At 59.3% G+C, this 25598-nt stretch carries 25 protein-coding genes and 1 other RNA gene; 12 read left to right on the forward strand and 14 right to left on the reverse strand.

All coding sequences use genetic code 11. From position 1 onward, the window contains the following. Positions 1 to 33: 33 nt before the first annotated feature. Positions 34 to 252, forward strand: coding sequence for a DUF6199 family natural product biosynthesis protein (locus BW974_RS00235; protein ID WP_245799861.1), 219 nt, complete (start codon positions 34 to 36; stop codon positions 250 to 252). On the opposite strand, the gene BW974_RS00240 is transcribed toward BW974_RS00235, so the two are convergent. Genes BW974_RS00240 through BW974_RS00255 form a run of 4 tightly spaced genes read right to left on the reverse strand, consistent with a single transcriptional unit; the run spans position 253 to position 3667 of the window. Next, complete coding sequence (locus BW974_RS00240) at positions 253 to 876, reverse strand: dienelactone hydrolase family protein (protein WP_076426951.1); 624 nt, start codon at positions 874 to 876, stop codon at positions 253 to 255. Positions 877 to 920: 44 nt separating this feature from the next. Further along, entirely contained in the window at positions 921 to 1637 is a 717-nt protein-coding gene (locus BW974_RS00245; protein WP_076426953.1) for a sugar phosphate nucleotidyltransferase, read from the reverse strand. A gap of 37 nt (positions 1638 to 1674) precedes the next feature. Continuing rightward, positions 1675 to 2952 carry a dihydroorotase gene (locus BW974_RS00250; protein ID WP_076426955.1) on the reverse strand — a complete coding sequence of 426 codons (1278 nt, stop codon included), beginning with the start codon at positions 2950 to 2952 and terminating at the stop codon, positions 1675 to 1677. A 25-nt stretch (positions 2953 to 2977) separates the two neighbouring features. Continuing rightward, the gene (locus BW974_RS00255; protein WP_076426957.1) at positions 2978 to 3667 is read right to left on the reverse strand and encodes a lipoyl protein ligase domain-containing protein; all 690 of its coding nucleotides are present in this window, start codon (positions 3665 to 3667) and stop codon (positions 2978 to 2980) included. Positions 3668 to 3721: 54 nt separating this feature from the next. Here BW974_RS00255 and BW974_RS00260 point away from each other — a divergent pair, with 54 nt between their 5' ends. Beyond that, a complete protein-coding gene (locus BW974_RS00260; RefSeq protein WP_076426960.1) occupies positions 3722 to 4603 on the forward strand; it encodes a DUF8155 domain-containing protein in 882 nt (293 codons plus the stop codon). 36 nt (positions 4604 to 4639) lie between these two features. Here the strand turns inward: BW974_RS00260 and BW974_RS00265 are convergent, their stop codons facing one another. Both BW974_RS00265 and BW974_RS00270 read right to left on the reverse strand, forming a co-directional pair. Beyond that, entirely contained in the window at positions 4640 to 5113 is a 474-nt protein-coding gene (locus BW974_RS00265; protein ID WP_076426962.1) for a DUF4385 domain-containing protein, read from the reverse strand. Positions 5114 to 5219: 106 nt separating this feature from the next. Next, positions 5220 to 5792 carry a cysteine hydrolase family protein gene (locus BW974_RS00270; RefSeq protein ID WP_076430164.1) on the reverse strand — a complete coding sequence of 191 codons (573 nt, stop codon included), beginning with the start codon at positions 5790 to 5792 and terminating at the stop codon, positions 5220 to 5222. 110 nt (positions 5793 to 5902) lie between these two features. Here BW974_RS00270 and BW974_RS00275 point away from each other — a divergent pair, with 110 nt between their 5' ends. After that, positions 5903 to 7402: an Hvo_1808 family surface protein gene (locus BW974_RS00275; protein ID WP_076426964.1), complete on the forward strand. Its 1500-nt coding sequence runs from the start codon at positions 5903 to 5905 to the stop codon at positions 7400 to 7402. Positions 7403 to 7492: 90 nt separating this feature from the next. Beyond that, a complete protein-coding gene (locus BW974_RS00280; RefSeq protein WP_076430165.1) occupies positions 7493 to 8638 on the forward strand; it encodes a nicotinate phosphoribosyltransferase in 1146 nt (381 codons plus the stop codon). Positions 8639 to 8685: 47 nt separating this feature from the next. Here BW974_RS00280 and BW974_RS00285 read toward each other — a convergent pair whose 3' ends face one another. Continuing rightward, positions 8686 to 9288, reverse strand: coding sequence for a TIGR00296 family protein (locus tag BW974_RS00285; RefSeq protein WP_076426966.1), 603 nt, complete (start codon positions 9286 to 9288; stop codon positions 8686 to 8688). A 116-nt stretch (positions 9289 to 9404) separates the two neighbouring features. On the opposite strand from BW974_RS00285, the gene rnpB reads away from it, so the two are divergent. The 4 genes from rnpB to BW974_RS00305 all read left to right on the forward strand — a co-directional run bounded on the left by rnpB (position 9405) and on the right by BW974_RS00305 (position 14736). After that, positions 9405 to 9789: RNase P RNA component (gene rnpB / locus BW974_RS00290), an RNA gene on the forward strand. A gap of 371 nt (positions 9790 to 10160) precedes the next feature. Next, positions 10161 to 12656, forward strand: coding sequence for a heavy metal translocating P-type ATPase (locus tag BW974_RS00295; RefSeq protein ID WP_076426969.1), 2496 nt, complete (start codon positions 10161 to 10163; stop codon positions 12654 to 12656). Between the two features lie 56 nt (positions 12657 to 12712). Further along, positions 12713 to 13639: a cation diffusion facilitator family transporter gene (locus tag BW974_RS00300; RefSeq protein WP_084186164.1), complete on the forward strand. Its 927-nt coding sequence runs from the start codon at positions 12713 to 12715 to the stop codon at positions 13637 to 13639. Positions 13640 to 13665: 26 nt separating this feature from the next. Continuing rightward, entirely contained in the window at positions 13666 to 14736 is a 1071-nt protein-coding gene (locus BW974_RS00305) for a M57 family metalloprotease (protein ID WP_076426971.1), read from the forward strand. Between the two features lie 36 nt (positions 14737 to 14772). Here the strand turns inward: BW974_RS00305 and BW974_RS00310 are convergent, their stop codons facing one another. From BW974_RS00310 to BW974_RS00340, 7 genes are all read right to left on the reverse strand, one after another. Further along, the gene (locus BW974_RS00310; protein WP_076426973.1) at positions 14773 to 15870 is read right to left on the reverse strand and encodes an aminopeptidase; all 1098 of its coding nucleotides are present in this window, start codon (positions 15868 to 15870) and stop codon (positions 14773 to 14775) included. Between the two features lie 68 nt (positions 15871 to 15938). Then, entirely contained in the window at positions 15939 to 16355 is a 417-nt protein-coding gene (locus BW974_RS00315; protein WP_076430167.1) for a CBS domain-containing protein, read from the reverse strand. Positions 16356 to 16421: 66 nt separating this feature from the next. Continuing rightward, positions 16422 to 17243: a metal ABC transporter permease gene (locus BW974_RS00320; protein WP_139328788.1), complete on the reverse strand. Its 822-nt coding sequence runs from the start codon at positions 17241 to 17243 to the stop codon at positions 16422 to 16424. Next, positions 17236 to 17973, reverse strand: a complete 738-nt coding sequence (locus tag BW974_RS00325) for a metal ABC transporter ATP-binding protein (protein WP_076426977.1) — start codon at positions 17971 to 17973, stop codon at positions 17236 to 17238. Before BW974_RS00325 ends, BW974_RS00320 begins: the two co-directional genes overlap by 8 nt. Beyond that, a complete protein-coding gene (locus BW974_RS00330) occupies positions 17970 to 19106 on the reverse strand; it encodes a metal ABC transporter substrate-binding protein (RefSeq protein WP_076426979.1) in 1137 nt (378 codons plus the stop codon). The genes BW974_RS00325 and BW974_RS00330 overlap by 4 nt, the downstream gene beginning before the upstream one ends. A gap of 213 nt (positions 19107 to 19319) precedes the next feature. Beyond that, positions 19320 to 21938, reverse strand: a complete 2619-nt coding sequence (locus BW974_RS00335; protein WP_076426981.1) for a valine--tRNA ligase — start codon at positions 21936 to 21938, stop codon at positions 19320 to 19322. A gap of 151 nt (positions 21939 to 22089) precedes the next feature. After that, positions 22090 to 22284: a hypothetical protein gene (locus BW974_RS00340; RefSeq protein WP_076426983.1), complete on the reverse strand. Its 195-nt coding sequence runs from the start codon at positions 22282 to 22284 to the stop codon at positions 22090 to 22092. Positions 22285 to 22473: 189 nt separating this feature from the next. On the opposite strand from BW974_RS00340, the gene BW974_RS00345 reads away from it, so the two are divergent. The 4 genes from BW974_RS00345 to BW974_RS00360 all read left to right on the forward strand — a co-directional run bounded on the left by BW974_RS00345 (position 22474) and on the right by BW974_RS00360 (position 25596). Next, positions 22474 to 23373: a lamin tail domain-containing protein gene (locus tag BW974_RS00345; RefSeq protein ID WP_245799863.1), complete on the forward strand. Its 900-nt coding sequence runs from the start codon at positions 22474 to 22476 to the stop codon at positions 23371 to 23373. A 319-nt stretch (positions 23374 to 23692) separates the two neighbouring features. Next, the gene (locus BW974_RS00350) at positions 23693 to 24688 is read left to right on the forward strand and encodes a CAP domain-containing protein (protein WP_076426986.1); all 996 of its coding nucleotides are present in this window, start codon (positions 23693 to 23695) and stop codon (positions 24686 to 24688) included. A gap of 76 nt (positions 24689 to 24764) precedes the next feature. Beyond that, entirely contained in the window at positions 24765 to 25070 is a 306-nt protein-coding gene (locus BW974_RS00355; RefSeq protein WP_076426988.1) for a hypothetical protein, read from the forward strand. 31 nt (positions 25071 to 25101) lie between these two features. Continuing rightward, complete coding sequence (locus BW974_RS00360) at positions 25102 to 25596, forward strand: cation:proton antiporter regulatory subunit (RefSeq protein ID WP_076426990.1); 495 nt, start codon at positions 25102 to 25104, stop codon at positions 25594 to 25596. The last annotated feature ends 2 nt before the right edge of the window (positions 25597 to 25598 follow it).

Consider the following 25598-nt stretch of genomic DNA (forward strand, 5'->3'; position numbering starts at 1 on the left):
GCTTTTTGTCTAAATATCATAGTTAAGAGTTGTATGGTCGTTCTCGAATCGACACTTGTGGGGCTTCTGCTCCTCGGAATTGGGGTTGCTGTAGCGACAAAACCACAGAAAACATTTGCAATCCGACATAGAGTTGCCGTCGCCTCTTCTGGTGAACTCACCGAGTTCGGCATCGCTCGATACCAAGCCTACGGACTGCTCTGTACCCTCCTCGGCTTGCTGCTGGTAATCGTCCCGCTTTTCCTCCCGTAGCTACAGGTTCGACGCAAACCAGTCGCCTGTCACATTCGCAACTGTCTCCAGCGTCCCCGGTTCGGAGAACAGGTGGCCCGCACCTGCCACGATTTCGAATTCCTTCTCGCAAGACAACTGCGCGTATGCCTCCCGATTCAGTTCGAGTACTTGCGTGTCCTCCGCGCCGACGATGAACAGCGTCGGCGCGGAAATTTCGTCTAACACTGCTGTTGCGAGGTCAACCCGCCCGCCGCGCGAAACCACTGCGCCAACAGGGTGGCGCGCCGCCGCACGAAGCGCGGCGGCGGCCCCCGTGCTCGACCCGAAATAACCCAGTTGGTACTCTGCTGTCTCCGCACGGTTTTCGACCCATTCCGTCGCCGCGACGAGTCTGTCGGTCAGCAGTTCGATGTCGAACCGATTCTCGTAGACGGTGTCCTCTGCTTCGGTCAGCAGGTCGAACAGTAACGTTCCAAGACCGAACTCGCGCAGTCGCTCGGCGACGAAGTTGTTACGCGGACTCTTCCGACTGCTTCCACTGCCGTGCGCGAACAGGACGACTCCCGTTGCTTCCTGCGGAACTTCGAGATTCCCTTCCAGTTGAACGCCACCGACCGGAATCGCCACCTCCCCCGATTCCATGATACGTCGGTATTCGACCTCGCAGTGCGTAATCGTGACGGCTGTCACGTGCTGTTTCTCAGTCTCTGTTCCGCTATTTTTCGTTCTTCGGGCGTGTTGACGTTCACCGACCAACCGTTCGTCGTCATCGCTAGCATCGTCTTTTCGCTCACGAACCGCTGAATAGCCTCCGCGAGTTCGTACTCACCTCGAACCGACAGTTCCGTCTTCGAACAAGCGTCGAAGATACCTGAATCGTACACTGCGAATCCCGCCGCGACGAGGCTGGGATTCGGTGGGTTTTCGGGTTCTTTCTCGATTCCGAGCAGTTCGTTTTCCTCGTTCACCTCACAGATGGCTTTCACGCGCGCTTCTGCCGTCGAGACGAACTCGACTTCTTGAACTGCATCCACTCCATCTTCTCGTTGGCGTTCCACGAGAGGTCGCAAATCCGATTGGATGATGCAGTCGCCGTCGATGCACATGAAACTCCCCTCGACGTGTGGTTCGGCTTGCAACAACGCGTGCGCCATTCCTAACTGCTCGTCCTGCCGCACGTAGGTTATCGGTACTCCCGAAAATGAGTCGCCATACCGCTCTCGAATCTTCTCTCCCTCGTAGCCAATCACGACGACTAACTCGTCGGCATCGAGTTCGACCACTGTTTCGAAACAGCGCGTGAGAATCGGTGTGTCGGCCACCTCCACCAACGCCTTCGGTTTCTCATCGGTCAGTGGTCGGAGGCGCGTTCCTTTTCCGGCGGCGAGGACGACGGCTTGCATACGCTCCCTATTCTGTCGAATTTTTAAATAGTTCGGGTTACCCTCGAACGTTCTCACCGACCGCCACTCCGAACTCACCGTCTTCGAATACCACGTTTCCGCGAACCATCGTCAGCTCGGGGAAGACACCCGTCCAGCCTTCGAACGGTGTCCACCCGCATTTCGAATGAAGGTCGTCGCCGCGAATTTTACGGGGTTCGTCGGGGTCAACCAGCACGAGGTCGGCCATTCTTCCTTCTTCGATGCGACCCTTTCGCGGCATGCCGAACACCTTCGACGGATTCCGGGCGGTGAGGTCGGCGACGCGGTCGTAGCTCAGGTTATTCTTTCGGGCCTGTTCGAGCAGAAGCGGAAGCATCGTTTCGACGCCGGGGACGCCGCTCGGCGCATTCCAGATGCTCGCGTCCTTTTCTTCTTTGGTGTGCGGTGCGTGGTCGGTTGCAATCATATCGACCGTTCCGTCCGCAACGCGCGCGAACACTTCTTCCCGCCGCTTTTCGCTCCTGAGCGGTGGATTCATCCGCCCGAAGGTTCCGAGTTCGTCCGCGTCGTCGCGCGAGAGGAACAGGTGATGCGGCGTCACCTCGCACGTCGCGCCGATTTTTTGTGCGGCGTCGATGCCCTCGGGCGTGCTGGTGTGTGCAATGTGCAGTCGAGCGCCGAGCTCGTCCCCGATTTCGCAGGCTCGCTCCACGGCGGCGGCCTCGGCCGCTGCCGTGCGGTATGCGCTCCACGCGTCTACGTCGCTGTCTCCCCGCGATTTGGCGTCTTCATCGAACAAGTCCGCATCTTCCGCGTGGACCGTCACGACGAGATAGTCGTCGGTGGCGCGTTCGGCCGCTTCGCGGAACAGGTCTTCCTCGATTCCCATCTTCCCCGTCGAATCCGCGAGGAACACCTCGCCGAGGGCGAGCACCGGGCGGTCGAACAGCGATTCCGGGTTCCACTCGGGCGTGACGCCGCCGTTGATTCCGTAATCGATGTACGATTTTTCCGCCAGCTTTGCCTTCTCGTCGAACGACTCGCCGTCTATCGTCGGCGGGTTGGTGTTCGGTTGGTCTACGACCGTTGTCACGCCGCCCGCCGCCGCGCTCTTGCTTCCGGTTTCCCACGTCTCTTTGTGCGAAAAGCCGGGTTCTCGAAAATGAACGTGTGCATCGATTGCGCCCGGCAGAAGGAGTTTCCCTGTGGCGTCAATGGCTTCGCCCGATTCCGTGAGCGACGACCCGATTGCGGAAATCCGTCCCGCGTCGGTGTCGATACGAACGTCTCGCTTGCTTCCGTCGGCGAGCGTCGCGTTTCGAATGGTAAGCATACCCGCGAGTGGTTCGGGAACCGTCCTAAATCTCTCGGTCGCCGACGTGTTCGACCGTGGTCTCCGCATCGCCGACCAGCAAATTCTCGATGGTTTCGATGACGAGTTCGGGGTCTGCATCTCCGTCCACCTTGGCGATGCTCCCGACCGAATGCGGGTCGAATGGTACGTCGAGCGCCGCATAAATCGGGTCGAGGACGCTCGCGATTTCGTCGTGGCCGTCAACGACGACGACGCCGGACACCAGCGCCGCCCCGGTTCTAACTCGCTGTGCGACCCCCGCGAGTTTTCCGTTCCACTGAAGCGAGTAGTCGCCCGGACAGAACGAACGCGGCGGTTCGCCGCGCTGGGCCGGAACACCGAGTCGCCAGAAGGCCCGCTGAACTGCCTCGGTCGTTTCGGCGTATCGCTCTTCCATCCCGCGTCGCATATCCGCGAGTGGAACTGTGTGGGCGAACGCGACTGTCGTTCCAGTGTAGGCGACTGCTCGTCCACCGACGCTTCGCTCTACTGATTCGAACTCGCACGTTTCGGCGACGGATTTCGCCACATCGAACCCATCGGCGCGGGCATCCCGTCGCCCGAACGCGATTTGGCGGTGGGGTGTCCACACTCGAACTGCGGCCTCGTCGCTGTCCGCCGTCTCCGTGAGCATCGTGGCGGTGACCGTCCGGTCTTCATCTCGCGTCTCGGCTCGACCACGAAGCACGCGCATAGCACCCCATTGTAACCCGACGTATGTAAACGCACTCGGTCTAGAGTGGGTTGCATGGTCGGGCTTTCGCCGGAGGTTCTGTCGCACTATCCGAGATTTTCTCTGTACAACTCTCCCTACACGGCCCACGACGAGGGCTGTGCTATCGACCTGTACCCCGGCAGTGGTGATTTCCGAGCATCGGACAGTCGAGCGGGGAGCGAAGCGACCCGTGAGACGAGCGCGCCCAGTCCTGTCGCTGGCGAGGTAGTCGAAACCCGGACGGTGACCGCCCCGCAGAAACCCTACGCCGTGGCACACGACTACCTCATTGTGGTCGATACCGGTGACTATCTGGCCCGGATGCTCCACGTCGAGCCGAGTGTCGAACCCGGCGACTGGGTCGAAGTCGGCGACTCGCTGGGAGCGATGGTTCGGTCGGGATTCTTCGCGCCGTGGGTCGCAAACCACATCCACCTCGGTTTTCGCCCGCGGGATTCGAACCCGGTTCGGGCCTCCGGGTCGCTTCCGATGGAGTGTTCGGTGGAAATCGAACCGCTCGCGTGGGACGGGTCGGGCCGCGTGGTTGCTACTGGCGACACCTTCGTCGTCCTCGATTCACCGACGCATCCCGCACCCGGCGAGCGATTTGCTGGAATTGCGGCTATTGCGGGCGATGAAACCATCGTACTCGACGGCGGACTCCCGCATTACGAGGGCGGCGGCGCGCTGGCGCAGCGCTTTTCCGATATTTCAGCTTCCGTCTCGCTTTTGGGTTCGTCCGTCGGCAGAGCCGACGGACGAACCGTGACGTGGAACGACGTGGAAATTCGTGCGAACGGAACGCCGATTACCGGCCTCTCGCTGTTCGTCGCGCGCGAGCAGTTCGGCGCGAAACTCGTCTGTCCGGGCCACGACTTTTCTGTTGGGGACTCGATTTCCGTGAGCATTCGCTGAGTTCGAAGGGCATCTACCGATTCGAGGGTTGGCTAACTACTGCGTACAGTTTCGGTATTCTTCTTTCAACGTCTGGTATCTTTCATCGTGGCGAATCTCGTCCCATCTTCGTTTAAAAATCTTCGCCGCTTCGCGCTTTTCCGAGTCGGCCCAGCGTTCCGGTTCTCGTTCTTCGCCATCGTCATCGTACTTCTTCCCACCGGGATATTTCGCGTAGCGCATCGCCCGCGTGAACCCCATCTGGCAGTACTTTCGCGCCATATCCATCCCGACGAAGTCGCCGTTCTCGCGGTAGGTTTCGTACTGTTCGAACAGTTTGTTTGCCGACTCTTCTGCTGATTCGGGGTCGGCATACGACCAGTGCGGAAGCAGTTCGGATTTGTACGGTTCGACTTTGAACACGCCTTTTTCGCTTCCGTCGAGTTCGTAGTTCTCGATGTACTTTTCGGGGTGTTCTCGATAGTTTGCGTCGTCTTCCGGGCCGTCGGTTTCCGATTGGTCGTTCGACACTGCGTTTCGATTCGTGTTCCGTGCTGTTGGCTCGTTCGGCTAAGCGGTTGGGCGGGCAGGCCGTCGGCCTGCCCGCCCTCCGAGTTACCGATTTCGGAACGTTTCCCTACTCGAACTCCACGTCGTCCAACTCCACACCTTCCCCGAACAACCACGCAGAGTGTTCTACCGCGTACTCCTTGTGGCCCTCTTCGATGTATCCCACGGCGTCCTCCACGATTACCGGCTTGAAATCCCGCAATCCGGCGCTTCCGGCGGTGTGGAGGACACAGACGTTCGCCAGCGTTCCGCAGATGAGCAGGTCTTTGATGCCGTGTGTGTCGAGATAGCCTTCGAGGTCGGTCTGGTAGAAGGCGTCGTAGGTGTGTTTCGTGACGACGTGGTCGTCCTCGTGCACGTCGAGCTCGTCCACGATTTCGGTTTCCCACGTCCCTTCGACGACGTGTTCTCCCCAGCGGTCGAACTCGTCGTAGTAGTGCGTGTCCTCGAACTGCTCCGGCGGGTGAACGTCGCGGGTGAACACTACGGACGCACCTGCTTCGCGTGCGCGTGCGAGAAGTTCTTGAATTTGGTCGAAAACGCCCTCGCTCCCCGGCGCGTAGAGGCTTCCGTCCGGGTGACAGAAGCCGTTTTGCATGTCAACGACGACGACGGCGGTCGAATCTGGGTCGAATTTCATGTCGTCTTCTACGGCAGGTTCCCACCAAATCGTTTCGGCGAACACATCTGTCGTATCACATCACATTCACGACCTTTTTTACACAGTAGTCCTACCTGTCCCCTACAGGAATGCGAACGATTACCGTTGTCGCGGTCGCTCTCATGCTCGTCTTGGCAGGATGTTCTTCGACTCCCACCGAGGACACGACCACGGGCGATCCCGACGTGACGAACACGACGCAAGCCCCCGATGACACACCATCGGGCGAGAGACAAGCAGTTCATCCACCCGACCCTGAATCCGACGTATTGGGATGGGAGGAAGGTTACTGGTACAACGAGACGGTCAACGTCACTCGCGACGACGGACTGAACGACTCGGAACTCGACGCCGTCGTCAGTCGGTCGATGGCCCGCGTCGAGAAGATTCGAGGACTGGAGTTCGATAAAAAAGTCCCCGTAAAAGTCATCTCGCGCGACGAGTTCCGGAGCGAGCAGGGAAAACAGACGACGCCACCGAAGCGCACGCTGTTCGACAACGTCAAATTCGAGGCGTTGATGATGATTGACGAATCGACCGACTCAATCGCGGTGCAGACGCAAAACTCCGGAACGTCTGTCGGCGGCTACTACAGCCCTGGAAAGGAATCCATCGTCATCATTTCGAACAACCAGAGTTCGCCCAAGATGAACGAGATTACGTTGTCACAGGAGTTGTTCCACGCGCTCCAAGACCAGAAGTTCGGCTTCGACTCGTTCGACCAATCCACTCGTGAGCGACACAACGCCATCGACGGCGTCGTCGAGGGCGACGGCAACTATCTCGATTATCTCTACGAACAGCGGTGTAACAACGCGTGGCAGGGAACGTGCCTGATGCCCGACGAGAGCGAAAGCAGTGGCGGGGGTCAACTCGCCAACATCGGCCCGTATCTGCTCAAATTCCAACCGTACAGCGACGGCCCGCCGTTCGTAAAGGCAATCCACGAAGAGCAGGGCTGGGAGGGTGTCAACGCACTCTACGAGAACCCGCCCGCCAGCACCGAGCAGGTAATCCACCCCGAAAAGTATCCCGACGACGAACCGGCCCAGATTACCGTGCAGGACAGAACCAGCAACGGTTGGGAACGTCTGAAACCGGAGGGCCGTCCGAACTTCGGTGAAGTCGGCGAAGCGGGCATCTTCTCGATGTTCATGTACCCCGCCTACGAGAGTCAGCGCGCACCGGTTATTCCCGCCAACCAGTTCATCAACAGGGATAGCGAAGGTAATCCGCAGGAATTCGACCCGCTGAACTACCGAAGCACGCCGACCGAAGGCTGGGACGGTGACAAAATCGTCGCCTACACGAACGACAACACGCCGAAAAACGAGACGGGATACGTCTTCAAAACGAAATGGGACTCGAACAAAGACGCCACTGAGTTCGTGGACGCCTACAAACGACTGCTCAACTACCGCAACGCAAAGCAGGTCGATGGCCGACAGAACACGTGGACGGTGCCCGACAGCACCGGTTTCGGTGACGCCTTCTACGTCCAGCAGAACGGCGACACCGTCGTTATCGTGAACGCGCCGACGGTCAACGACCTTTCGGACGTTCGACGCGGTTCCGCGCCGCAGGCATAGCTCTACCTTTTCTCGATTCTCTGCCCGACAAACCCGGTGGTTTTTCGCTGTCGCGGGGAAAACCCCCGGTATGAGCAACAGGTGGTTCGTGTGAGCGACCGATTCGACGTGGTTTCCGAGGATGCGATTCGTGACGGAACCGCGACGGACGCCTACTTTTTGCGTACCGAAACGACCCTCGAAGCCGCGGGGAAGAATCCACACGTCGTCGCCGAGGTGACCGCCGACCAGTTCCCGACCGGCGAGTTCGAACTTCTCGCCGGGCTGAAAGACGCGGCCCATCTCCTCTCCGGACTGCCCATCGACGTGGACGCGATGGAAGAAGGGCGACTGTTCGACGGCGGGCCGGTGTGTACCATCGAAGGCAACTATCTCGATTTCGCGCGACACGAAACTTCGCTTCTCGGCTTTCTGTCCCACGCCTCGGGAATGGCGACGAACGCGCTCGAAGCGCGCGTCGCCGCGCCGGACTCCCAAATCGCGAGCTTCGGCGCGCGACACGTCCATCCGTCGATTGCCGCAGTAGTAGAACGCTCGGCTCTCGTCGGCGGATTGGATGGCTTTTCACACGTCGCGGCGGGTGAAATCCTCGGCAAGGAACCGAGCGGCACCATGCCTCACGCGCTTCTCATCTGTTTCGGCAGTGGCGAACAGGAAGCGGCGTGGCAGGCATTCGATGCGGCAGTCGGCGACGACGTTCCCCGAATCGCGCTCTGTGACACCTTCTCGGACGAAAAAGACGAGGTGCTTCGCGCGGCGAACGCGCTCGGCGATTCCTTGGACAGCGTCAGAATCGACACCACCGGGTCGCGCCGAGGGGACTTCCGCCACATCCTGCGCGAACTGCGCTGGGAACTCGATTCTCACGGTTTCGAGAATGTGGACATCTTCGCTAGCGGCGGACTCGGCCCGGACGAACTCCGCGAACTGAGGGACGTGGCGGCAGGATTCGGCGTCGGCAGTCATATCACCAGTGCGGAACCGGTCGATTTCGCGCTCGACATCGTGGAAATCGACGGTGAACCCGTCGCAAAACGTGGAAAACTCTCCGGTAAAAAACAGGTGTATCGAACCGCAGAGGGTGGACATCACGTCTCTCTCGCGCGTCACGAGGCCGATGCTGATGGCGAACCGCTACTGCAACCGCTCATTCGTGACGGTAAAATCGTTCGAGAGTTCGATATTGACACTGCTGCTCGTCACGCTCGCGACGACGCTTCGCTAGTGGATTTCTGAATTCGGCCGATTTCTACACTCGTTCTCTCTTTGCTCGATTGGTCAATTTAAATCCGTTCGATACTTCCTTCGGGTTTGCGCTCGCGGAACACTGGCCCTTCGATGAGGGTGACGAACACGTCGTCTTCTTCCCACGCACCGTGGGGAAGTCCAGCTTTTCGACACGCTCGGTCGAGATATTCGAACTCGCTCCAGTTGTGTTCGGTGGGGAGCGTCGGGTACATCCACGCGTGTTTGCCGTGGCCTTCGACCGCGACACCGTGGCGACCCAACGTCACGTCTCGCGTCGGGTTGTCGGTCAGCATCGTGTTCTCGACAATGAACACGGAGATGTTGAGATTCGACAACTCGGCGGGTTCGATTTCCGACCCACAGGAGTCACCGCTTGCCGCCGCGATGGCGGAATCGACGATTTGGTGTCCTAACTGTTCGCTCGTGTCGTAGGCACCAGCGCACCCACGGAGACTGCCGCGCCCACGGGTGGACTCCAGCCGGACGAAGACGCCCGTTCGGGCGTAGAATGCTTCTCGCATACTGCCCGGTTGCTCTCGTTGTCCATTGATAACGTACGAATTTACTGCCTCCCGTGCGAGTTCTACCGCGCGCGTGCCATCCTCGTAAGAGAGGGCTACTGCCTGTGCCTCAGACATACAAGTTGCTTATGCACAGAAGCATCTTCAACGCTTCCCTTCAATCTGGCTGGCTTTAAGCCCCCATGACTACGAAGACCGAACGGCTTAAACGCGAGTATGAACTAGTTATCCCCGGCAGAGGGAGCTCGGTTCCCGCGGATAACGGTTCCGGTAGTACGTCGGAACCTACGTGAGGAAAGTCCCCCCACCGTCCGAGCAGGCAACCGGACGCAAGTCCGGAGTGGGAGACCACTGGCTCTGGAACAGAAACGATACCACTTCGTGTGACCGATGCAGTGTGCGAACCGACCCGAGAGGGGAGGGAGTTAACCCACTAAGGGCGCGTGACGTTCGTCACGCCACGTCGTACTGACTCTGTCAGTGCGCGGATCACGAAGAATGGATGGAACGGCGAATCCTTGCCGGTGCAAGTCCGTGCCATCATGGTAGCTCGGACACACGGTGCGGACGCTTAGCCGAATGCCGAGCCGAACAGAAGGGGGCTTACTCCCCTCAGCCGTTTTTCAGATGCCGAACGCCACTGCCAGTAATGCAACCCCTGCGAGCACTTCGACAGCGACCATCGCTAGGGCGGCGCTTGCTTTGATGTGCGTCATACTACCCAGTTACACGGTACACTGCGACCCCAATAAGTGAGAACGATGGTTATGCACCGTTTCCGTTTTCAACGGTCTATTAACGGATTGAACGGTTTTGAACCGTGTTTTTCACACTAAATATGCCGATGAAACGTTCCTGGAACGCAGAGAAACAAAGTCAGACGAGCGTCTTATTGTTAACTATGGTTGTATTATTTAATAAATATTCCACAAACCGCCCCGGTTTTGTGGCAGGGTGATTAATAACTCTTCAGCTACTACGGTCCGATAATGAGCAACAACGAGGCTGAGACGCTTCGTCTCTCGGTTCCGAGCATGGACTGTCCGTCCTGTGCCGGGAAAGTGACGAAAAGCGTCGAATCCCTCGATGGAATCGAGGAAACCGACGCACAGGTTGCCTCGGGCCGGTTAGTCGTCACATTCGACGCGAACCGAACCGATGCAGATGCTATCCGAACCGCCGTCGAGAGTGCGGGCTACGACGTGGACGACACGCGAACCGAGACGCTTTCTGTTCCCAGTATGGACTGTCCATCTTGCGCCGGAAAAGTCGAAAACGCGCTTTCCGACGTGGACGGGGTGACGGAGTACGACACACAGCCCACGTCGGGGCGAGTCGTTATCACCACCTCCTCGGACGCGTCCCGCGACGACCTCGTACGGGCAGTGGAGAGTGCAGGCTACGAAGTGGAGGAGGTGACGACCGATGACAGTTCCGACGGTTCCGCGGTCGAATCCCCGCATACGGTGTGGAAGAGCACCCGCGCCATGAAAACGTGGGCTGGCGGGCTTTTCCTCGTCTTCGGACTGTCGCTTGAATTCTTCTTCACCGCTTCGAATCCCGAACTGTTCTCCGCAGTTGGTCGGACGTTCACCGCCGCGGATATCGGTTTCCTCGCTGCCACCGTAATCGGCGGACAGGAAATCGTTCGAAACGGCTACTACTCCGCGAAAAACGCCAGTCTCGACATCGACCTGCTGATGTCCGTCGGAATCCTCGGCGCGCTCGGCGTCGGTCTCTACTTCGAAGCCGCGACGCTCGCGGTGCTGTTCAGTGTCGCCGAACTCCTCGAACGGTTTTCGATGGACAGAGCGCGAAACTCCCTGCGCGAACTGATGGACTTGTCGCCCGACATGGCGACTGTTCGCCGAGACGGAAACGAGGAGACGATTCCGGTCGAAGACGTTCACGTCGGGGACACCGTGGTCGTCCGTCCCGGCGAGAAAATCCCGGTGGACGGCGACGTGCGCGAGGGAACGAGTTCCGTGAATCAGGCACCAATCACGGGCGAAAGCGTCCCTGTCGAGAAAGAAGCCGGTGACGAAGTGTTCGCCGGGACGGTAAACGAAGAGGGCTACCTCGAAGTCGAATCGACCGCGGAAGCGGGCGATTCGACCATCTCGAACATTGTGGAGATGGTCGAGGATGCACAGGGCAACCAGACCGAACACGAGCAGTTCGTCGACCGATTTGCGCGTTACTACACCCCCGTCGTGGTGGTTGCGGCGATTCTCACCGCCGCGGTGCCGCCGCTCTTCCTCGGCGCACCATTTCAGGACTGGTTCACCCGCGGTCTGACGCTTCTCGTGGTGGCCTGTCCCTGCGCATTCGTCATCAGCACGCCCGTCAGCGTGGTGTCCGGACTCACCAGTTCGGCGCGAAACGGGGTTCTCGTCAAAGGTGGCGACCACCTCGAAGCGATGGGCGAACTCGATTCGGTCGCCTTCGACAAAACCGGTACGCTGACCAGGGGTGAACTGACCGTCACGGACGTTATCTCGCTCAACGGAAACAGCGCGGACGACGTGCTTCAGTGTGCCCACAGCATCGAACACCGGAGCGAACACCCAATCGCCGAAGCAATCATCGGCCACGCGCACGAGCGAGGCGTCGGCGAGCGCGACGTCTCCGATTTTGAGAGTCTGACCGGAAAAGGCGTCCGGGCAGATTTGGACGGTGTCACTCACTACGCCGGAAAACCTGCACTGTTCGCCGAATTGGGCTTCGACCTCGAACACACGCATCTGACGACTGATGGAGGTAACGCGGTCGTCCAGCAGGGTGAGACGGTCGAATCGGTCGAACCTGAGAGCATCTGCGACGGCCGCGAGGACTGCCTCGACTTGCTCGCAGAAGTCGTCCCACGGTTCGAGCAGGAGGGCAAAACCATCGTTTTCGTCGGAACCGAGGACGAACTGGAAGGCGTCATCGCCATCGCAGACGAAGTCCGTCCCGGCGCGAAAGAAACGGTCCACCGTCTCCACGACCTCGGCATCTCGAACATCGTGATACTCACGGGCGACAACGAAGGCACCGCCCGCGCAATCGCGGAACAGGTCGGAGTGGACGAGTTCCGGGCCGAACTCATGCCGGAAGAGAAGGTGGCCGCCGTCGAGGAACTCACTGAGGGTGGCGTGGCGATGGTCGGCGACGGCATCAACGACGCGCCCGCGATGGCCGCCGCGACGGTCGGGGTCGCCATGGGCGCGGCGGGCACCGACACCGCCATCGAAACCGCCGACGTGGCTCTGATGGGCGACGACCTGTCGAAACTCCCGTACCTCCGTAAACTCGCCCGCAAGGCCAACGGCGTCATCCGGCAGAACATCTGGACGAGTCTCGCGGTGAAAGCCGTCCTCGCGGTGGGCGCACCGCTCGGACTGGTCAGCGTCGCCCAAGCCATCGTCATCGGCGACATGGGCATGAGCCTCGGCGTGACGAGCAACGCGATGCGGTTGGCCGGGGTCAAACCGGACGAGGAGTAACTTCGAAGAGCCGACTTCCCAAAACGACTGATACCCTTCGGCCCGTACCTCGTTCGATGGCGCACGACCATGCTGGCCACGACGACGCCGACGATTCCGGCGACACTAGTTTTCGCGCCTTGGCTATCGCACTGGTTATCAACACGATTTTCTTCGTCGTGGAACTTGTCGGCGCACTCTACTCGGGGTCGCTGACCCTGCTAGCAGACGCGGTTCACATGCTCGCCGACAGCGCGAGCCTCGGCCTCGCGCTGTTCGCGGCGTGGATTTCCGCGCGTCCCGCCGACGCTCGCAGAACCTACGGCTACCAGCGCGCCGAAGTCCTCGGCGCGCTGGGAAACGGACTCCTCTTGTTGCTCGCGGTCGGTTACGTGCTGTTCGATTCGCTTCAGCGATTCGGCAATCCACAGCCAATCGATGCCGAACTCGTGGTCATCGTGGGCGTGCTCGGACTCTTGGCAAACCTCGCTGGCGCGTGGGTGCTGTCGGAACACCGCGGAATTTTGAACGTCGAAGGCGCGTTTCTCCACCTCATCGCGGACGCGCTGGGAAGCGTCGCGGCGATTGCCGTCGGGATTGCGCTCGTCTTCACCGATTTGTACGTTCTCGACCCGCTGTTCGCCGTCTTCGTCGCGCTGTTGGTGCTTTACTCCGCGAAAGACCTCTTTTCCGAGAGTCTGAACATCCTCTTGCAAGGAACCCCCGCCGGAATCGACGTGGACGAAGTTCGCGCGTATCTGACCGACCTGCCGGGCGTCGTGGAAGCCCACGATGTGCACGTCTGGTCGCTGAGTTCGACGCAGTACACGCTTTCGGCGCACGTCGTGGTCGAAGAGGAGGTTGACCCCGACGCCGTGCTTCGCCACTGTCAGCAGGAACTCGGTGAGCAGTTCGGCATCGACCACGCGACGATTCAGGTCGAATCGGCGTCGTACACCCACACCCTCGACTTCGACTGTACTTTCCGGAGTCCCAAGGCTTGATACCATCGTGGCCCGTCTATAGGATAATGACGCGGCGCGCCCTTCTGCTCGTCCTCTGTCTCGTCTTGTCCGGTTGTGCCAGCGTTCAGTTCGACCTGCCGACTGAGGTCGAACGGGGTGACACGACTGACCCGACGTTCGGCGATTCGACGCGAAATCCGACGCAGGGGACGGGACAAACCGCTTCCGAGGGAGCCATCGCAGACCGGTCGAATCCGTGGGGTGAATCGGTCGTGACGGTGGCGATTAACACGAGCGCGAACTCAGACCGTGAGTACCGCGAGGAAGTGCAGCAGGCGCTCGACTACTGGGAGGCAAACAGCGAACAGTACGCGGGCTACGCGATTCAGTACGAACTCGTTCCGGATGCGGAGAGTCCCGACCTCATCGTTAACTTCGTGGAGAACGTCGAAAGCTGTCCGCGAGTCGAGCACGCCGCGGGGTGTGCACCCTACATCACGAACGCAAACCAGATTTCTCGCCCCATGCACATCGACGTGGACGATTCGTTTTCCAGCGATTCGACGGTTCACATTATCAAACACGAACTCGGTCACACCCTCGGCCTGAATCACAGCTCCGCCCCGCAGTCGGTGATGTCCTCACAGTCGTCGCTGGCTTCCCGACCCATGACCGACGCGACCGACCGAGACCTGCCGTGGGCCGACGCCGACCTGACGGTGTACATCGGTCAAACGAGCGAGCAAAACGAGCGGGAGGCGGTTCGAGAACAGGTAGAACACGCACTCGACTACTACGCTGACGGAGCAGAAGATACCGTTCCCTCGAACGTCTCGTTTACGTTCACTGATAATCGAGCGAACGCGGACATCGTCGTGGAGTTCCCAGACGAACTGCCGTGCAATCCGAGTTCGAGCGGTTCCTGCGGCGGTATCCGCGGTACCGACCCCGACCAAGACGGTGCGTTGGAGGAGTACGAGAGGCTGACCATCTCGATTTCGGGCGTCGATACCGATGCGGTCGGCTGGTACGTCGGCTACTGGTTGGGCTACGGATTCGGCCTCGACGAGTCGGAACTGGCTCCGCCGTTCCAAGACGCGTCAGTACGAGAACGACAAAGCGACTGGTGGGAGTGAATGAGTGGTGAAAGCGACTGATGGGAGTCGCCTCGGTTATTCCTCGAAGCCGTCTTCCCACCTGAACGCGCCGTTTCGCTGAACGACTTCGCCGTCAACTTCCATCCGCGACTCGTCGCTCATGTCGGTTATCATGTCGATGTGCACCGCGCTGTCGTTGCCGGTTTCGCCCTCGGGAAGGCAGGCGTCGTAGGCGCGTCCGACTGCGAGGTGAATCGTGTCGCCCATCTTCTCGTCGAACAGGATGCTGTCGGTAAAGCGGTCAATGCCGCGGTTCATGCCGATGCCGAGTTCGCCGAGTTTGCGCGCGCCCTCGTCCGTGTCGAGGATGTCGGCCAGCACGTCCTCCCCGGTTTCGGCGCTGAAATCCACCACGTCGCCGTCTTCGAACGTGAGATGCACGTTTCGGATTCGCTTGCCGCGGTGAGTCATCGGCACGTCGAAGAACACCTCGCCCTCGGTGGCGTGCGGCGCGGTGAACACTTCGCCGCTCGGCAGGTTGTGCGAGTCGTAGGCCACCGTCGCGCAACTGTTGACCGCGGTTCGCTCCTCCACCGACATCGTGAGGTCGGTGTCCTCCTTGACGATTCTGACCTCGGTTCCCTCGTCCAGAATCGTCTTCATCTTCGCCATCTCCTCGGCGAGTGACTCCCAGTCCTGAAGCACGGCGTCGTAGACGAACTCCTGATACTCTTCGTAGGCCATCCCCGCCTGCTGTGCGTGGGCGCGGGTCGGATGAATCGTCGAAACCCAGTCGGTTCCGAGGCGAGTTTCGCGGATACCCATCCGCGCCTTGTTGTACGCTTGTTCCGTTTCGCCCGGCACGTCGGCTTTCGCCGTCGTGTTCGTGCTCCCGCCGAGCCTTAGCACCACGTCGGCGTTTTCGTACATCGCCAGTTCGTGTTTCGGATTTTCATCGAAATCGCCGTCGTGCCCCTGAAGGAACGACCGTTCGACTTCGTCGGAGTGGTACACCGTGAGCGGGTTCGCTCGGCGTTCGCCCAGTTTCTCGCCGACTGCCACGGCGAGTTCGTGCGCCCCGTCGTCAACCAGTACGACGACGTTGTCGCCTGCCTCGACCCGCGCACTCCAATCTACCAGCACTTCGGCGTGTTCGTGGATTCGCTCGTCCATACTCGCAAATCGAAGAGCGGGAGAAAAGTTCTCGTGGTTTCTGGTCGTGACGATTCGCCCGCCACTATTCACAGTCGCGGCGATTGCTCTTCGATAACGTCTGCGACTTCGTCCAACTCGTCTGCCACCGCGACCAACACGTCATCGAGCGTCACGAGGCCGGTCAGCCGTCCACTTTCGACGACCGGAAGACGCCGGATTCCGGCGTCTTCCATCTGTTCGACTGCATCGTGAACGCTCGCATCCGACTCGATGGTTATCAGGTCGCGGGTCATGATGTCGCCGACCGTTCGGTTCGACGCATCCCTATCGTCCGCAAGCGAGAGCGCGATTTTTCGGTTGGTGACGATTCCGACCGGTTCGTCGTTCTCCACGATTGGAGCACAGCCGACGCTTTCGTCGCCCACCATTTGTGCAATCTCCGCGAGCGTGGCATCTTCGGTGGCGGTAACTACATCGGTCGCCGCAATGTCTCTGACTGTCACGGAATCCCCCGAAACGAGCACAACGAAAAGTTATCTAAAGACGACAGCCACCGAGAATTTTCTTCCTCAGCGAGCAACGACAGCGACCAGCGTGAACACACCAATTGCGACTAGCACGATGGCTCCTCCCGCGGCGAGTCCGTAGGCGTAGGAGAGCGTGATGCCGACGATGACGGCAATTTCGCCGATGAGCACGCCGATGACGAGCGACTGCCGGAAACTGCGCGCGACGTGTGATGCGGCGGCGACGGGAACCACGAGCATCGCGGCGACGAGGATGACGCCCATGATTTGCATGGCTGCGACGACGACCAACGCGGTCAGCACGACCAGTAGGCGGTTGTACCGTCGCACCGGGATTCCCGAAACGCGTGCCGCCGTCTCGTCGAACGTGACGGCGAACAGTTGCCGTCGCGTAACGCCGACGACGCCGATGACGAGCGCCGAGAGTGCGACCATCACGGTGACATTTTCGGACGTGACCGTCGCCAAACTGCCGAACAGATATTGGTCGATTCCGACCGAGATACCGCCGTCCGAGAGGCTGATGAGAACGCTCCCAAGGGCAAACCCACCCGACAAGACGATTGCCATCGACACGTCGCCGTAGGCATCGGTGTGCTCCGCGAGCGCCTGTATCGCCAGCGCCGCGAGTACGGACACCACGAGCGCGGTGAGATACGGCGAGACGACGACATCGAGACTGCCGAGGAACAGTCCGACTGCGACCCCCGCGAAGGCGGAATGGGCCAGCGTATCCCCGATGAGTGCCATCCCGCGGTGGACGAGAAACGACCCGACGAGGGGTGCGACGAGGCCCACGCAGAGTCCCGCAATGAGCGCGAGGCGCATGAACCGATAGCTCAGCATCTCCGCAATATCAATCATGGTCGTGGTGGAGTTGTCGTTGGTTCGCCCCGTAGGCCTCGGCCAGCACCTCGCTGGCCTCGAACTCGTCGGTGTCGCCGTGGAAGTACAATTTTCGATTCAGGCAGGCGATTCTGTCCGCGTGTTCCGTGACGACGCCGATGTCGTGTTCCACGAGAATGACGGCCAACCCGTCCTCGTTCAGGTCGTGCAGGAGGGTGTAAAACTCCTCTCGGGATTCGGCATCGACGCCGACCGTCGGTTCGTCCAGTACGAGCACGTCCGCGTCGGCGGCCAGCGCGCGGGCGATGAACGCTCGTTGCTGTTGCCCGCCCGAAAGGCGGGCAACTCTGCGCTCCGCCAGATTCGAGATTCCGACGGTTTCCATCGCGTATTCGACCGCTTCGCGGTGTTCTTCTCCGGCGAATCCGAACCCGAGGAGGGAACTCCGCCCCGCTCTGACGACTTCCTCGACCGTCACGGGCATTCCGGAAACTGCGGTTACGTTCTGTGCGACGTAGCCGACGCGTCCGCCTTTTCTCCCTTTTCGGGGCGGTTCGCCGAATAGGCGAACCGTCCCCTCGTCCGGCGTCTGCAAGCCGAGCACGAGTTTGAGGAGGGTGCTCTTTCCCGACCCGTTCGGCCCGACGAGGCCGAGAAATTCGCCGTTCTCGACAGTCATCGACACGTCAGAAAGTACCGGTCTGTCACCGTAGCCGAACGTCGCGTTTTCGATTTCGGCGACCGTCATTTCACTCCGAGTGCCGTTTTCAACGAGGGGAGATTCACTTGTTCCATGATTTCGATATACCCCCAATCCTTTTCACTCCACTCTTCCGTGACGCTCGGAATCGGCGTAATCGGCAGATGGTCTTTTGCATCGGTTTCCGAAACCAGTTGTTTTGCGGCTCTGTCGGATTCGAACACCGGCGCGAGAACGTGCGTGATGTCGTGTTCCTCGATGGTGTTCTGCGCGCGCTGTACGTCCTTCGGACTCGGTGACGAATCCGGTGCGAGTCCCGTCAGGGCGTGAATCTCGAATCCGTATCGTTCGCCGAGATACTGGAAGGCGTTGTGTCCAGCGACCAGCACCGCGTTTCGCTCCGTGGATTCCAGTTCGGATTCGAACGTCGAATCGAGTTCGTCCAACTGGTTTCGGAAGTCCTCTGCGTTTCCGGTGAGCGCCTCGCCGGAAACGGCGTCCATCTCGGAAAGGCCACTTTCGATAGTGGAAACCGCTTGTTTCGCGCGCTGCGGGTCGAGCCAGAAGTGCGGGTCGCTCGCCCCGTGGTCGTGACCGTTTTCGCTCTCGTCGTGGTGTTCGCCCTCTTCGTGGTTAGTATCGTTTTCATTCCCGTGATTTTCCCCCTCGTGGTTGTCTCCGTCGTTATGTTCGCCTTCCTCGTGCCCGTGGTCTGTTTCGTTTCCGTGATTTTCCTCCTCGTGCTCGCCGTCGTGGTTATCTCCTTCGTGACCGTGCTCGTCGCTGTGACCCGGCGCGGACAGGAGAGAAATCCCGTGTCTCGCCTCGACAATCGTGATTTCCGGGCGGTCTTGTTCGACATTTTTCACCATTCTGTCGGCCCACGGCTGAAATCCTTCGCCCATGTAAACGACAGCATCGGATTGCATCGCATCCCGCTGAACTTGCGCGGACGGTTCCCAACCGTGGCCGTGCTGGCCGATTGGTACCAAACTTTCGGCGTTCGCAGCGTCCCCTACGACATTCCGCGCGAAGTCGGTTAGGACGAAAAACGATGTTTGCACCGTGGTCGAACCGTCCGACCCGTCGCCGGAAGACGACCCGAGACAACCGGCAATCGTTCCGCTTGCGAACAGCGCAGTTCCCATCTTGAGTGTGCGTCTTCGAGTGATGTTCGTCATTAGTATATTAACAATTTAATATCCATAGTTAATAACCCCTGCTATTGTATTATCGGATGTTGTTAATCAGTACCGTCAACCCGCTAATCCCGTCAGCTGACGGGATTAAGGTTGCAGTGTTTCTGGATTGGTCGTGGCGCGCACTGTTGCTAACTGGTTTACACCCTTCCGGCGAATTTCGTTCGAAAAGACAGCGATATTCGACCTTACAGCTCAGGGAAAGACGAGAACCGTCGCGTGCTCGGTTTCGAGCACTTCGACTTCCTCGCCGCTTTCCGCGCGGTATTCCTCTTCGATTTCGACCCAGTCACCGTCGAGGGTGACTTCCTCGCCCGCGGCGTCCAGCGTGATTTCGCCGTGGGTATCCAACTGGGCTTTGAGTTCGGCGGGGTCGGCTGATTCCAGCGCGCCGACGACCGCGCCCGCTTTGTCGCGGAACTTCGGCCCGATTGCGGAGTGGTCGGGCGAAACGCCCACCGGCGCGAGTTCGACGTTCGGTCTTCCTTCTTCCAGATACACCGGGGCGTTCACGGCCTCACTCAGGTCGTAGGTGTCCGGTTTCCGCTCGGCATCGCTGTACAGTTCGATGCGGTCGAGTTCGGCGTTGAGCGCCATTCCCTCGTCAGACTTCCACGCCCTGACCTCGCTTGCGGTTTCGGCGATGATTTCGCCCGCGAGTTCGGCTTCCTCATCGTGCATCTCGACGTCCGGCCAGCGCGACTGACTGATGCTGTCCTCGGTTCCGGGGAGGTGGCTGTACACTTCCTCGACGAAGAACGGCGAGAACGGCGACAACATCCGGATGATGGACGAGAACGTCGTGTACAGCGCGTGTCGTGCCGCGTTTCGCTCGCCGGGGCGACCCTCGTACAGGCGACCTTTGACGAGTTCGAGGTAGTCGTCCGCGAGGTCGTTCCAGACGAACTCCCGGAGCGTTCGGAGCGCGCTGTCGTACCGATACTCCTCCATGTCCTCACTGACCGAGTCGGCGGTCTGGGACAACCGCGAAAGAATCCAGCGGTCTGCGTCACGGTAGGCCGGGTCGCTGATTTCCGGCGTGTTCTCGTCGAAGTGGTTACGCGAGAACTGGAAGATGTTCCAGATTTTCGTGAGGAAGCGCGATGCGGAGGTCGCCTCCTTCGGCTGGAACTGAACGTCGCTTCCGGGTTGGCCGCCGAGAACCAACGCCTGCCGGAGCGAGTCGGCACCGTACTCGTCGATGGCTTCCCCCGGTGTGACGACGTTGCCCCGGGACTTACTCATCTTGTTGCCGTCCGGCCCGAACACCATGCCGTTGATGAGGGCGGTATCCCACGGACGTTCGTCCGTCAGTTCGCCGACGCGCAGGAGCGTGTAGAACGCCCACGTTCGGATGATGTCGTGCCCCTGCGGGCGGAGCGAGACGGGTTCGAACTCGTTCAGTTCGAGGTCGTCCGGCCATCCGCTGATGTGGAGCGGCGTGATGGACGAGTCCATCCACGTGTCCATCACGTCGGTTTCGCCAGTCCACGAGTCCGCGCCACATTCCGGACAGTCGCCGGTTTCGGGGCCGGTTTCGGTCGGGTCAACCGGCAGTTCCTCGATTTCGGCGAGGTGCCAGTGGTTGCACTCTCCGCATTCCCACGCCGGAATCGGGGTGGCGAACACGCGCTGGCGGGAGATAACCCAGTCCCAGTCCATGCCCTCTGCCCATTCTTCGAGGCGTGCGTGCATGTGGTCGGGAATCCACTCGACTCCCTCTGCCTTCTCCAGAATCTCGTCCGACTGCACCTTGACGAACCACTGTTCTTTGGACAGAATCTCGATTGGCGTATCACAGCGCCAGCAGGCACCGACCGCCTGTTCGGTCGATTCGGAGTCGTTGAGATAACCCTCCTCGTCCAACGTGTCGGCGATTTCTTCCTTCGCTTCGCTGATGGTCAGGCCCTCGAACTCGCCCGCGAGTTCGTTCAGGTGGCCGTCTTCGGTGAACACCGGACGCAGGTCTAGGTCGTGTTCGGCCCACCAGTCAACGTCCTGTTTGTCACCGAACGTACAAATCATCACTGCGCCGGTTCCGAAGTCGCCGTCAACGTCGTCGTCGGCGATGAGTTCGACTTCCTGCCTGAACAGCGGCACTTCGAACGTCTCGCCGATTCGGTCGGCGTAGCGTTCGTCGTCGGGGTCAACCGCCATGCCGACACAGGCAGAGAGCAGTTCCGGGCGGGTGGTTGCAATCTCAATATCGTCGTTGTCCACGCCGTCGAACGTGACGTAGTAGAGCGTTCCCGTCCGGTCTTCCTTCTCGACTTCCGCGTCCGCGATGGCCGTCTCACAGCGTGGACACCAGTTGACCGGGTGTTCGTCGCGGTAGACGTACTCTTCCATCTCGATGAACGACTGCTGGGTTTTCGCCCAGTACTCTTCGTCCATCGTCCGGAACTCCGCGTTCCAGTCGATTGAGAAGCCGAGTTCGTTCATCGTCTCCTTCATCGAGTCGATCTGTTCCTCGGTATGTTCGATACAGAGGTTGCGGAACTTCTCCCGGGAAACGTCGGTTCGGTGAATGTCGTGATTCTCCTCGACTTTCACTTCCGTCGGCAGTCCGTGACAGTCCCATCCCTGCGGGAACAGCACTTGTTCGCCCTGAAGGCGGTGATACCGCGCCGCAAAGTCGATGTAACTCCACTGGAGTCCGTGCCCGATGTGAAGGTTTCCGGTTGGGTACGGCGGCGGCGTGTCGATGACGTACTCCAAATCTCCGTCGGGGGTGTATATATCGGAGTCTTGCCACTCTTTCCGCCATTTCGGTTCTATACGCTCGGGTTCGTAGTCGTTTGGAACGTCGCTCATGGATACAAATTCCTGTCGCTGTCTGGTGATTCGGTGAGAAACACGACCGGCTTATCGTCTGCACTATAGACGTACTACCGACACCATCGCGCTCATACCTGTGACTGTGCGCGTCGTCGCTGATAAAGGTTCCCGTCCGATGGCGTTCGAATCAATCCCAAACTGTCCAATATCTTTGAACGAGAACGAAGATGCCGATGGTTCCGAGGGCGGCGGCGACGGCCTGAAGCAGTCTCGTCAGATGGTCGAAAACGGAGAGGAGATACGGCATCGCCAGCAAAATTGCGATGACCGAAAGGAGAACGACGACGACGTTTAATCGTCGAATGATTCGGTCGTCGCCCATATCCGATACGATACATCAGTTAGTTATTTGATTGTACCGGATAGCGAAGTAGATATACTGAATTATTTGAAACGACAACTAACTTTATTGGGATAGTATCCGAAGTACACGAGTTTCTATCAATATGTGTATGTGTCTCAGTGTTCTGTTCATACAAAATCCTAATAGTGTAGAAATTATATTTGTACTGTGGAAAATAAATTAATAACTCACGGTGCGGTCCTCACGCTCGTTTTCACACTGATTTTCGGCGGTGTCGCTGGCACGGTTGCCGTCGAACCTGTTGATGGGTACATCACCGACAGTGACCAAGTCACTGTTACCGACGTCGTGGACGGCGACACGTTGGACGTTCGCTATTCCGATGGAACGACGGAAACCGTCCGACTGCTCGGCGTCGATACGCCCGAAACGCACAGCGCGAACACGCCCGACGAGTTCGAAGGCGTTCCGACCAACAGCGCCGGTGAGAACTGTCTCGCCGACGAAGGTGAGGACGCGACGGCGTTCATGACCCGAGAACTCGAAGGGGAGCAGGTCACCCTGAAGTTCGACTCCGAATCCGACAAACGCGGCTACTACGGGCGACTGCTTGCCTACGTCTACCACGGCGGTGAAGATTACAACTACAAACTCATCGACTCCGGGCGAGCGCGGGTGTACGATTCGACGTTTTCCAAGAGCGATAGCTACTACAGCGCCGAATCGAGCGCCCAAAGCGAACGCAGAGACTTGTGGCGGTGCCGCGACGCTGGCGGTGCGGGCGACGTAGACATCGAGACGATTCACGCCGACGCTTCGGGCGACGACAACGACAACCTGAACGACGAGTACGTCATCCTCGAAAACACCGGTTCCAGCACGATTTCGCTCTCCGGATGGACGATTTCGGACGCGGTGGGCCAGTCGTACACTTTTTCGGAAACGTCGCTCGCCCCCGGCGAAACGGTGACGCTCCACACCGGCAGCGGTTCGGATTCGAGCGGTGACGTGTACTGGAACCGCGGTTCCGCCGTCTGGAGCAACGACGGTGATACCGTTTTCCTCGACACCGATTCGGGAAGTCGGGTAACGAGTCGCGCGTACTAACAAATAACGAACGTGTTCTTTGAGGGTTCCGTGGGAGTATTTATAATATGATATCGTCCTTGCCGCCGCGTCTATTTCTCTCTGATTTGGTGGTTTTGTCATCGTACCGACCAACAAATTTCGTTTACCAATCTCTCGTGCGAATTCCATTAGAAATCTATAATCAATAGTCGATTTTGCAAAAAATTATATTCTAGTGGTCGGGACACCTACCTGCGATGGCATGGCACGCTAGCCTCCACGACGACGGGCAGTCACAACTATCGACCGACTGCCGCGATGAGTATCGACAGACGACTATCCAACCAGCGAGGACAATATGAGACGGAAATCCCTTTCTGCCGGTCTTTCACTGGCTCTCGCAGTCCTCGTCCTGACCAGTACGGTTGCCGTCGGTGCGGTTTCGGCTGAATCGACGATATCGGGAAGCAACCACGATTCGACTGCGAACGAAACTCACTCGTCCACCACAACAGACACTTCTGAGGCGAATGACTGGGAACGCGCGATTTCTGCCGTACAGAACGCTCTCGAAGACGGTGAACTGGACGATGATTTCTGGCGCTTCCTCCAGTCAATTCTGTCCGGCGGTGAAGACGATGCTGACCGACCGACGACGCCGGAACCGGAACAGCCGACGACGGAACCACCCGAAACGACGACCTCGACGCCGGAAGAGACGACTACTACGGAAACACCGGACACGACGACCCAACCGGAATCAACCACGACCTCGGAGACGAGTACGACTCCGGAAACCACGACACAACCCGAAACGACCACTACTGAATCACCTGAAACCACTACGACAACCGAGCCAACGACGACGCCAGACGAATCGGACGGCTTCGACCGAAGTGAGGTCGAGCGATACGTCCATCAGTTCGTCAACGAAGAGCGCACTGAACGTGGCCTCAACGCTATTTCGTTCGACACCGAACTTCGCGACATCGCGCGCGGACACAGCGAGGACATGGCGACCCGAAACTACTTCTCGCACACCTCTCCTGAGGGCGAGAACTTCGCCGACCGCTACGAGCAGGCAGGATACACCTGTCGCGCATCGACCGGTGACGGTTCGTATCTCACGGGCGGCGAAAACATCGCCCAGACGTGGTACGACACGCCGATTAACAGCGGCGACGGTACGGTTCGCTACACAACGGAACGCGAACTCGCTCGCGGTATCGTAGACCAGTGGATGAACTCGCAGGGCCACCGTGAGAACATCCTCACTGATTCGTGGCAAAACGAAGGAATTGGCATCTACGTCACTGAAGACGGACAAGTGTACGCGACGCAGAACTTCTGTTAGTCGCGGACGACCGTTCGATTTCTTTTATTTTTGGCGAAAGGGTTACCCGTCCCGTATTCGAATCACTACCATTGGAATGAGTAGCTTCGAGCGTCTCGACCTCCGGATTTCGCCCGAGGAAGCGACCGATTCGGTTCGGCATCGATTCGACGACCTTCGTGTGGTTCGGCGCGACGGAGCCATCGAGTTCCGAACCGCCACCGGATTTGTCGTAGCCACTCTCCATCACTCCGACGAGGGGAGTGAGACGAAGGCGAGACTCCGCTATAGAATCGCTCCGCGACTACCGGTGTATCTCCACAAAATGTCCAGAGGAAATCCGAGACGCACTCTTCGAATTTCGAGTGACGTAATCCGTCGCCCATCGCGATTTTTAACGTGATATTTATGCCCTTTCCAACTCCCTTTCCACTATGACTGTCTACGAATCGGAAATCCCCGGCGTCGGCCACAAGTTCGAACTCGAACTCGACGGCGAGGAGCGACTCGTCGTCATCATCCACCACGATGGGAAACGCGAACTGTATCGGCGTCCGTCGCCGAACGAGGACAGCGTTAAACTCGCCTCGCTGACGGGCAAGAAAGCCCGTCAGCTCGGCTCTATCCTCGAAGGGGCCTACTTCCAGCCGGTCGAGATGGACGATTTGAACGTTCCGCTCGGAGAGTCCATCATCGAATGGGTGGAGGTAAAAGACGGCTCTTCGCTGGTCGGTCAAACGCTTCAGGAGGCGGAAATTCGACAGCGAACCGGCGTCTCCATCATCGCAATTCAGCGCGGTGAGGAGACGATTTCGAACCCGAGTCCGGACACGAGCATCGACTCGGGTGACCTCCTCGTCGCCATCGGAACCCGCGAGGAACAGGCGGAACTCTCGGACTTGCTCACCGCCGACGAAGAGGGCAACTGAGC

The organism is Haladaptatus litoreus (assembly GCF_900156425.1).
Classification (GTDB): domain Archaea; phylum Halobacteriota; class Halobacteria; order Halobacteriales; family Haladaptataceae; genus Haladaptatus; species Haladaptatus litoreus.

Coding starts and splice junctions, on each gene's coding strand:
- BW974_RS00235 (WP_245799861.1), top strand. CDS start 34: ATGGTCGTTCTCGAATCGACACTTGTGGGGCTTCTGCTCCTCGGAATT.
- BW974_RS00240 (WP_076426951.1), bottom strand. CDS start 876: ATGGAATCGGGGGAGGTGGCGATTCCGGTCGGTGGCGTTCAACTGGAA.
- BW974_RS00245 (WP_076426953.1), bottom strand. CDS start 1,637: ATGCAAGCCGTCGTCCTCGCCGCCGGAAAAGGAACGCGCCTCCGACCA.
- BW974_RS00250 (WP_076426955.1), bottom strand. CDS start 2,952: ATGCTTACCATTCGAAACGCGACGCTCGCCGACGGAAGCAAGCGAGAC.
- BW974_RS00255 (WP_076426957.1), bottom strand. CDS start 3,667: ATGCGCGTGCTTCGTGGTCGAGCCGAGACGCGAGATGAAGACCGGACG.
- BW974_RS00260 (WP_076426960.1), top strand. CDS start 3,722: ATGGTCGGGCTTTCGCCGGAGGTTCTGTCGCACTATCCGAGATTTTCT.
- BW974_RS00270 (WP_076430164.1), bottom strand. CDS start 5,792: ATGAAATTCGACCCAGATTCGACCGCCGTCGTCGTCGTTGACATGCAA.
- BW974_RS00275 (WP_076426964.1), top strand. CDS start 5,903: ATGCGAACGATTACCGTTGTCGCGGTCGCTCTCATGCTCGTCTTGGCA.
- BW974_RS00285 (WP_076426966.1), bottom strand. CDS start 9,288: ATGTCTGAGGCACAGGCAGTAGCCCTCTCTTACGAGGATGGCACGCGC.
- BW974_RS00295 (WP_076426969.1), top strand. CDS start 10,161: ATGAGCAACAACGAGGCTGAGACGCTTCGTCTCTCGGTTCCGAGCATG.
- BW974_RS00300 (WP_084186164.1), top strand. CDS start 12,713: ATGGCGCACGACCATGCTGGCCACGACGACGCCGACGATTCCGGCGAC.
- BW974_RS00305 (WP_076426971.1), top strand. CDS start 13,666: ATGACGCGGCGCGCCCTTCTGCTCGTCCTCTGTCTCGTCTTGTCCGGT.
- BW974_RS00310 (WP_076426973.1), bottom strand. CDS start 15,870: ATGGACGAGCGAATCCACGAACACGCCGAAGTGCTGGTAGATTGGAGT.
- BW974_RS00320 (WP_139328788.1), bottom strand. CDS start 17,243: ATGATTGATATTGCGGAGATGCTGAGCTATCGGTTCATGCGCCTCGCG.
- BW974_RS00325 (WP_076426977.1), bottom strand. CDS start 17,973: ATGACGGTCGCCGAAATCGAAAACGCGACGTTCGGCTACGGTGACAGA.
- BW974_RS00330 (WP_076426979.1), bottom strand. CDS start 19,106: ATGACGAACATCACTCGAAGACGCACACTCAAGATGGGAACTGCGCTG.
- BW974_RS00335 (WP_076426981.1), bottom strand. CDS start 21,938: ATGAGCGACGTTCCAAACGACTACGAACCCGAGCGTATAGAACCGAAA.
- BW974_RS00340 (WP_076426983.1), bottom strand. CDS start 22,284: ATGGGCGACGACCGAATCATTCGACGATTAAACGTCGTCGTCGTTCTC.
- BW974_RS00350 (WP_076426986.1), top strand. CDS start 23,693: ATGAGACGGAAATCCCTTTCTGCCGGTCTTTCACTGGCTCTCGCAGTC.
- BW974_RS00355 (WP_076426988.1), top strand. CDS start 24,765: ATGAGTAGCTTCGAGCGTCTCGACCTCCGGATTTCGCCCGAGGAAGCG.
- BW974_RS00360 (WP_076426990.1), top strand. CDS start 25,102: ATGACTGTCTACGAATCGGAAATCCCCGGCGTCGGCCACAAGTTCGAA.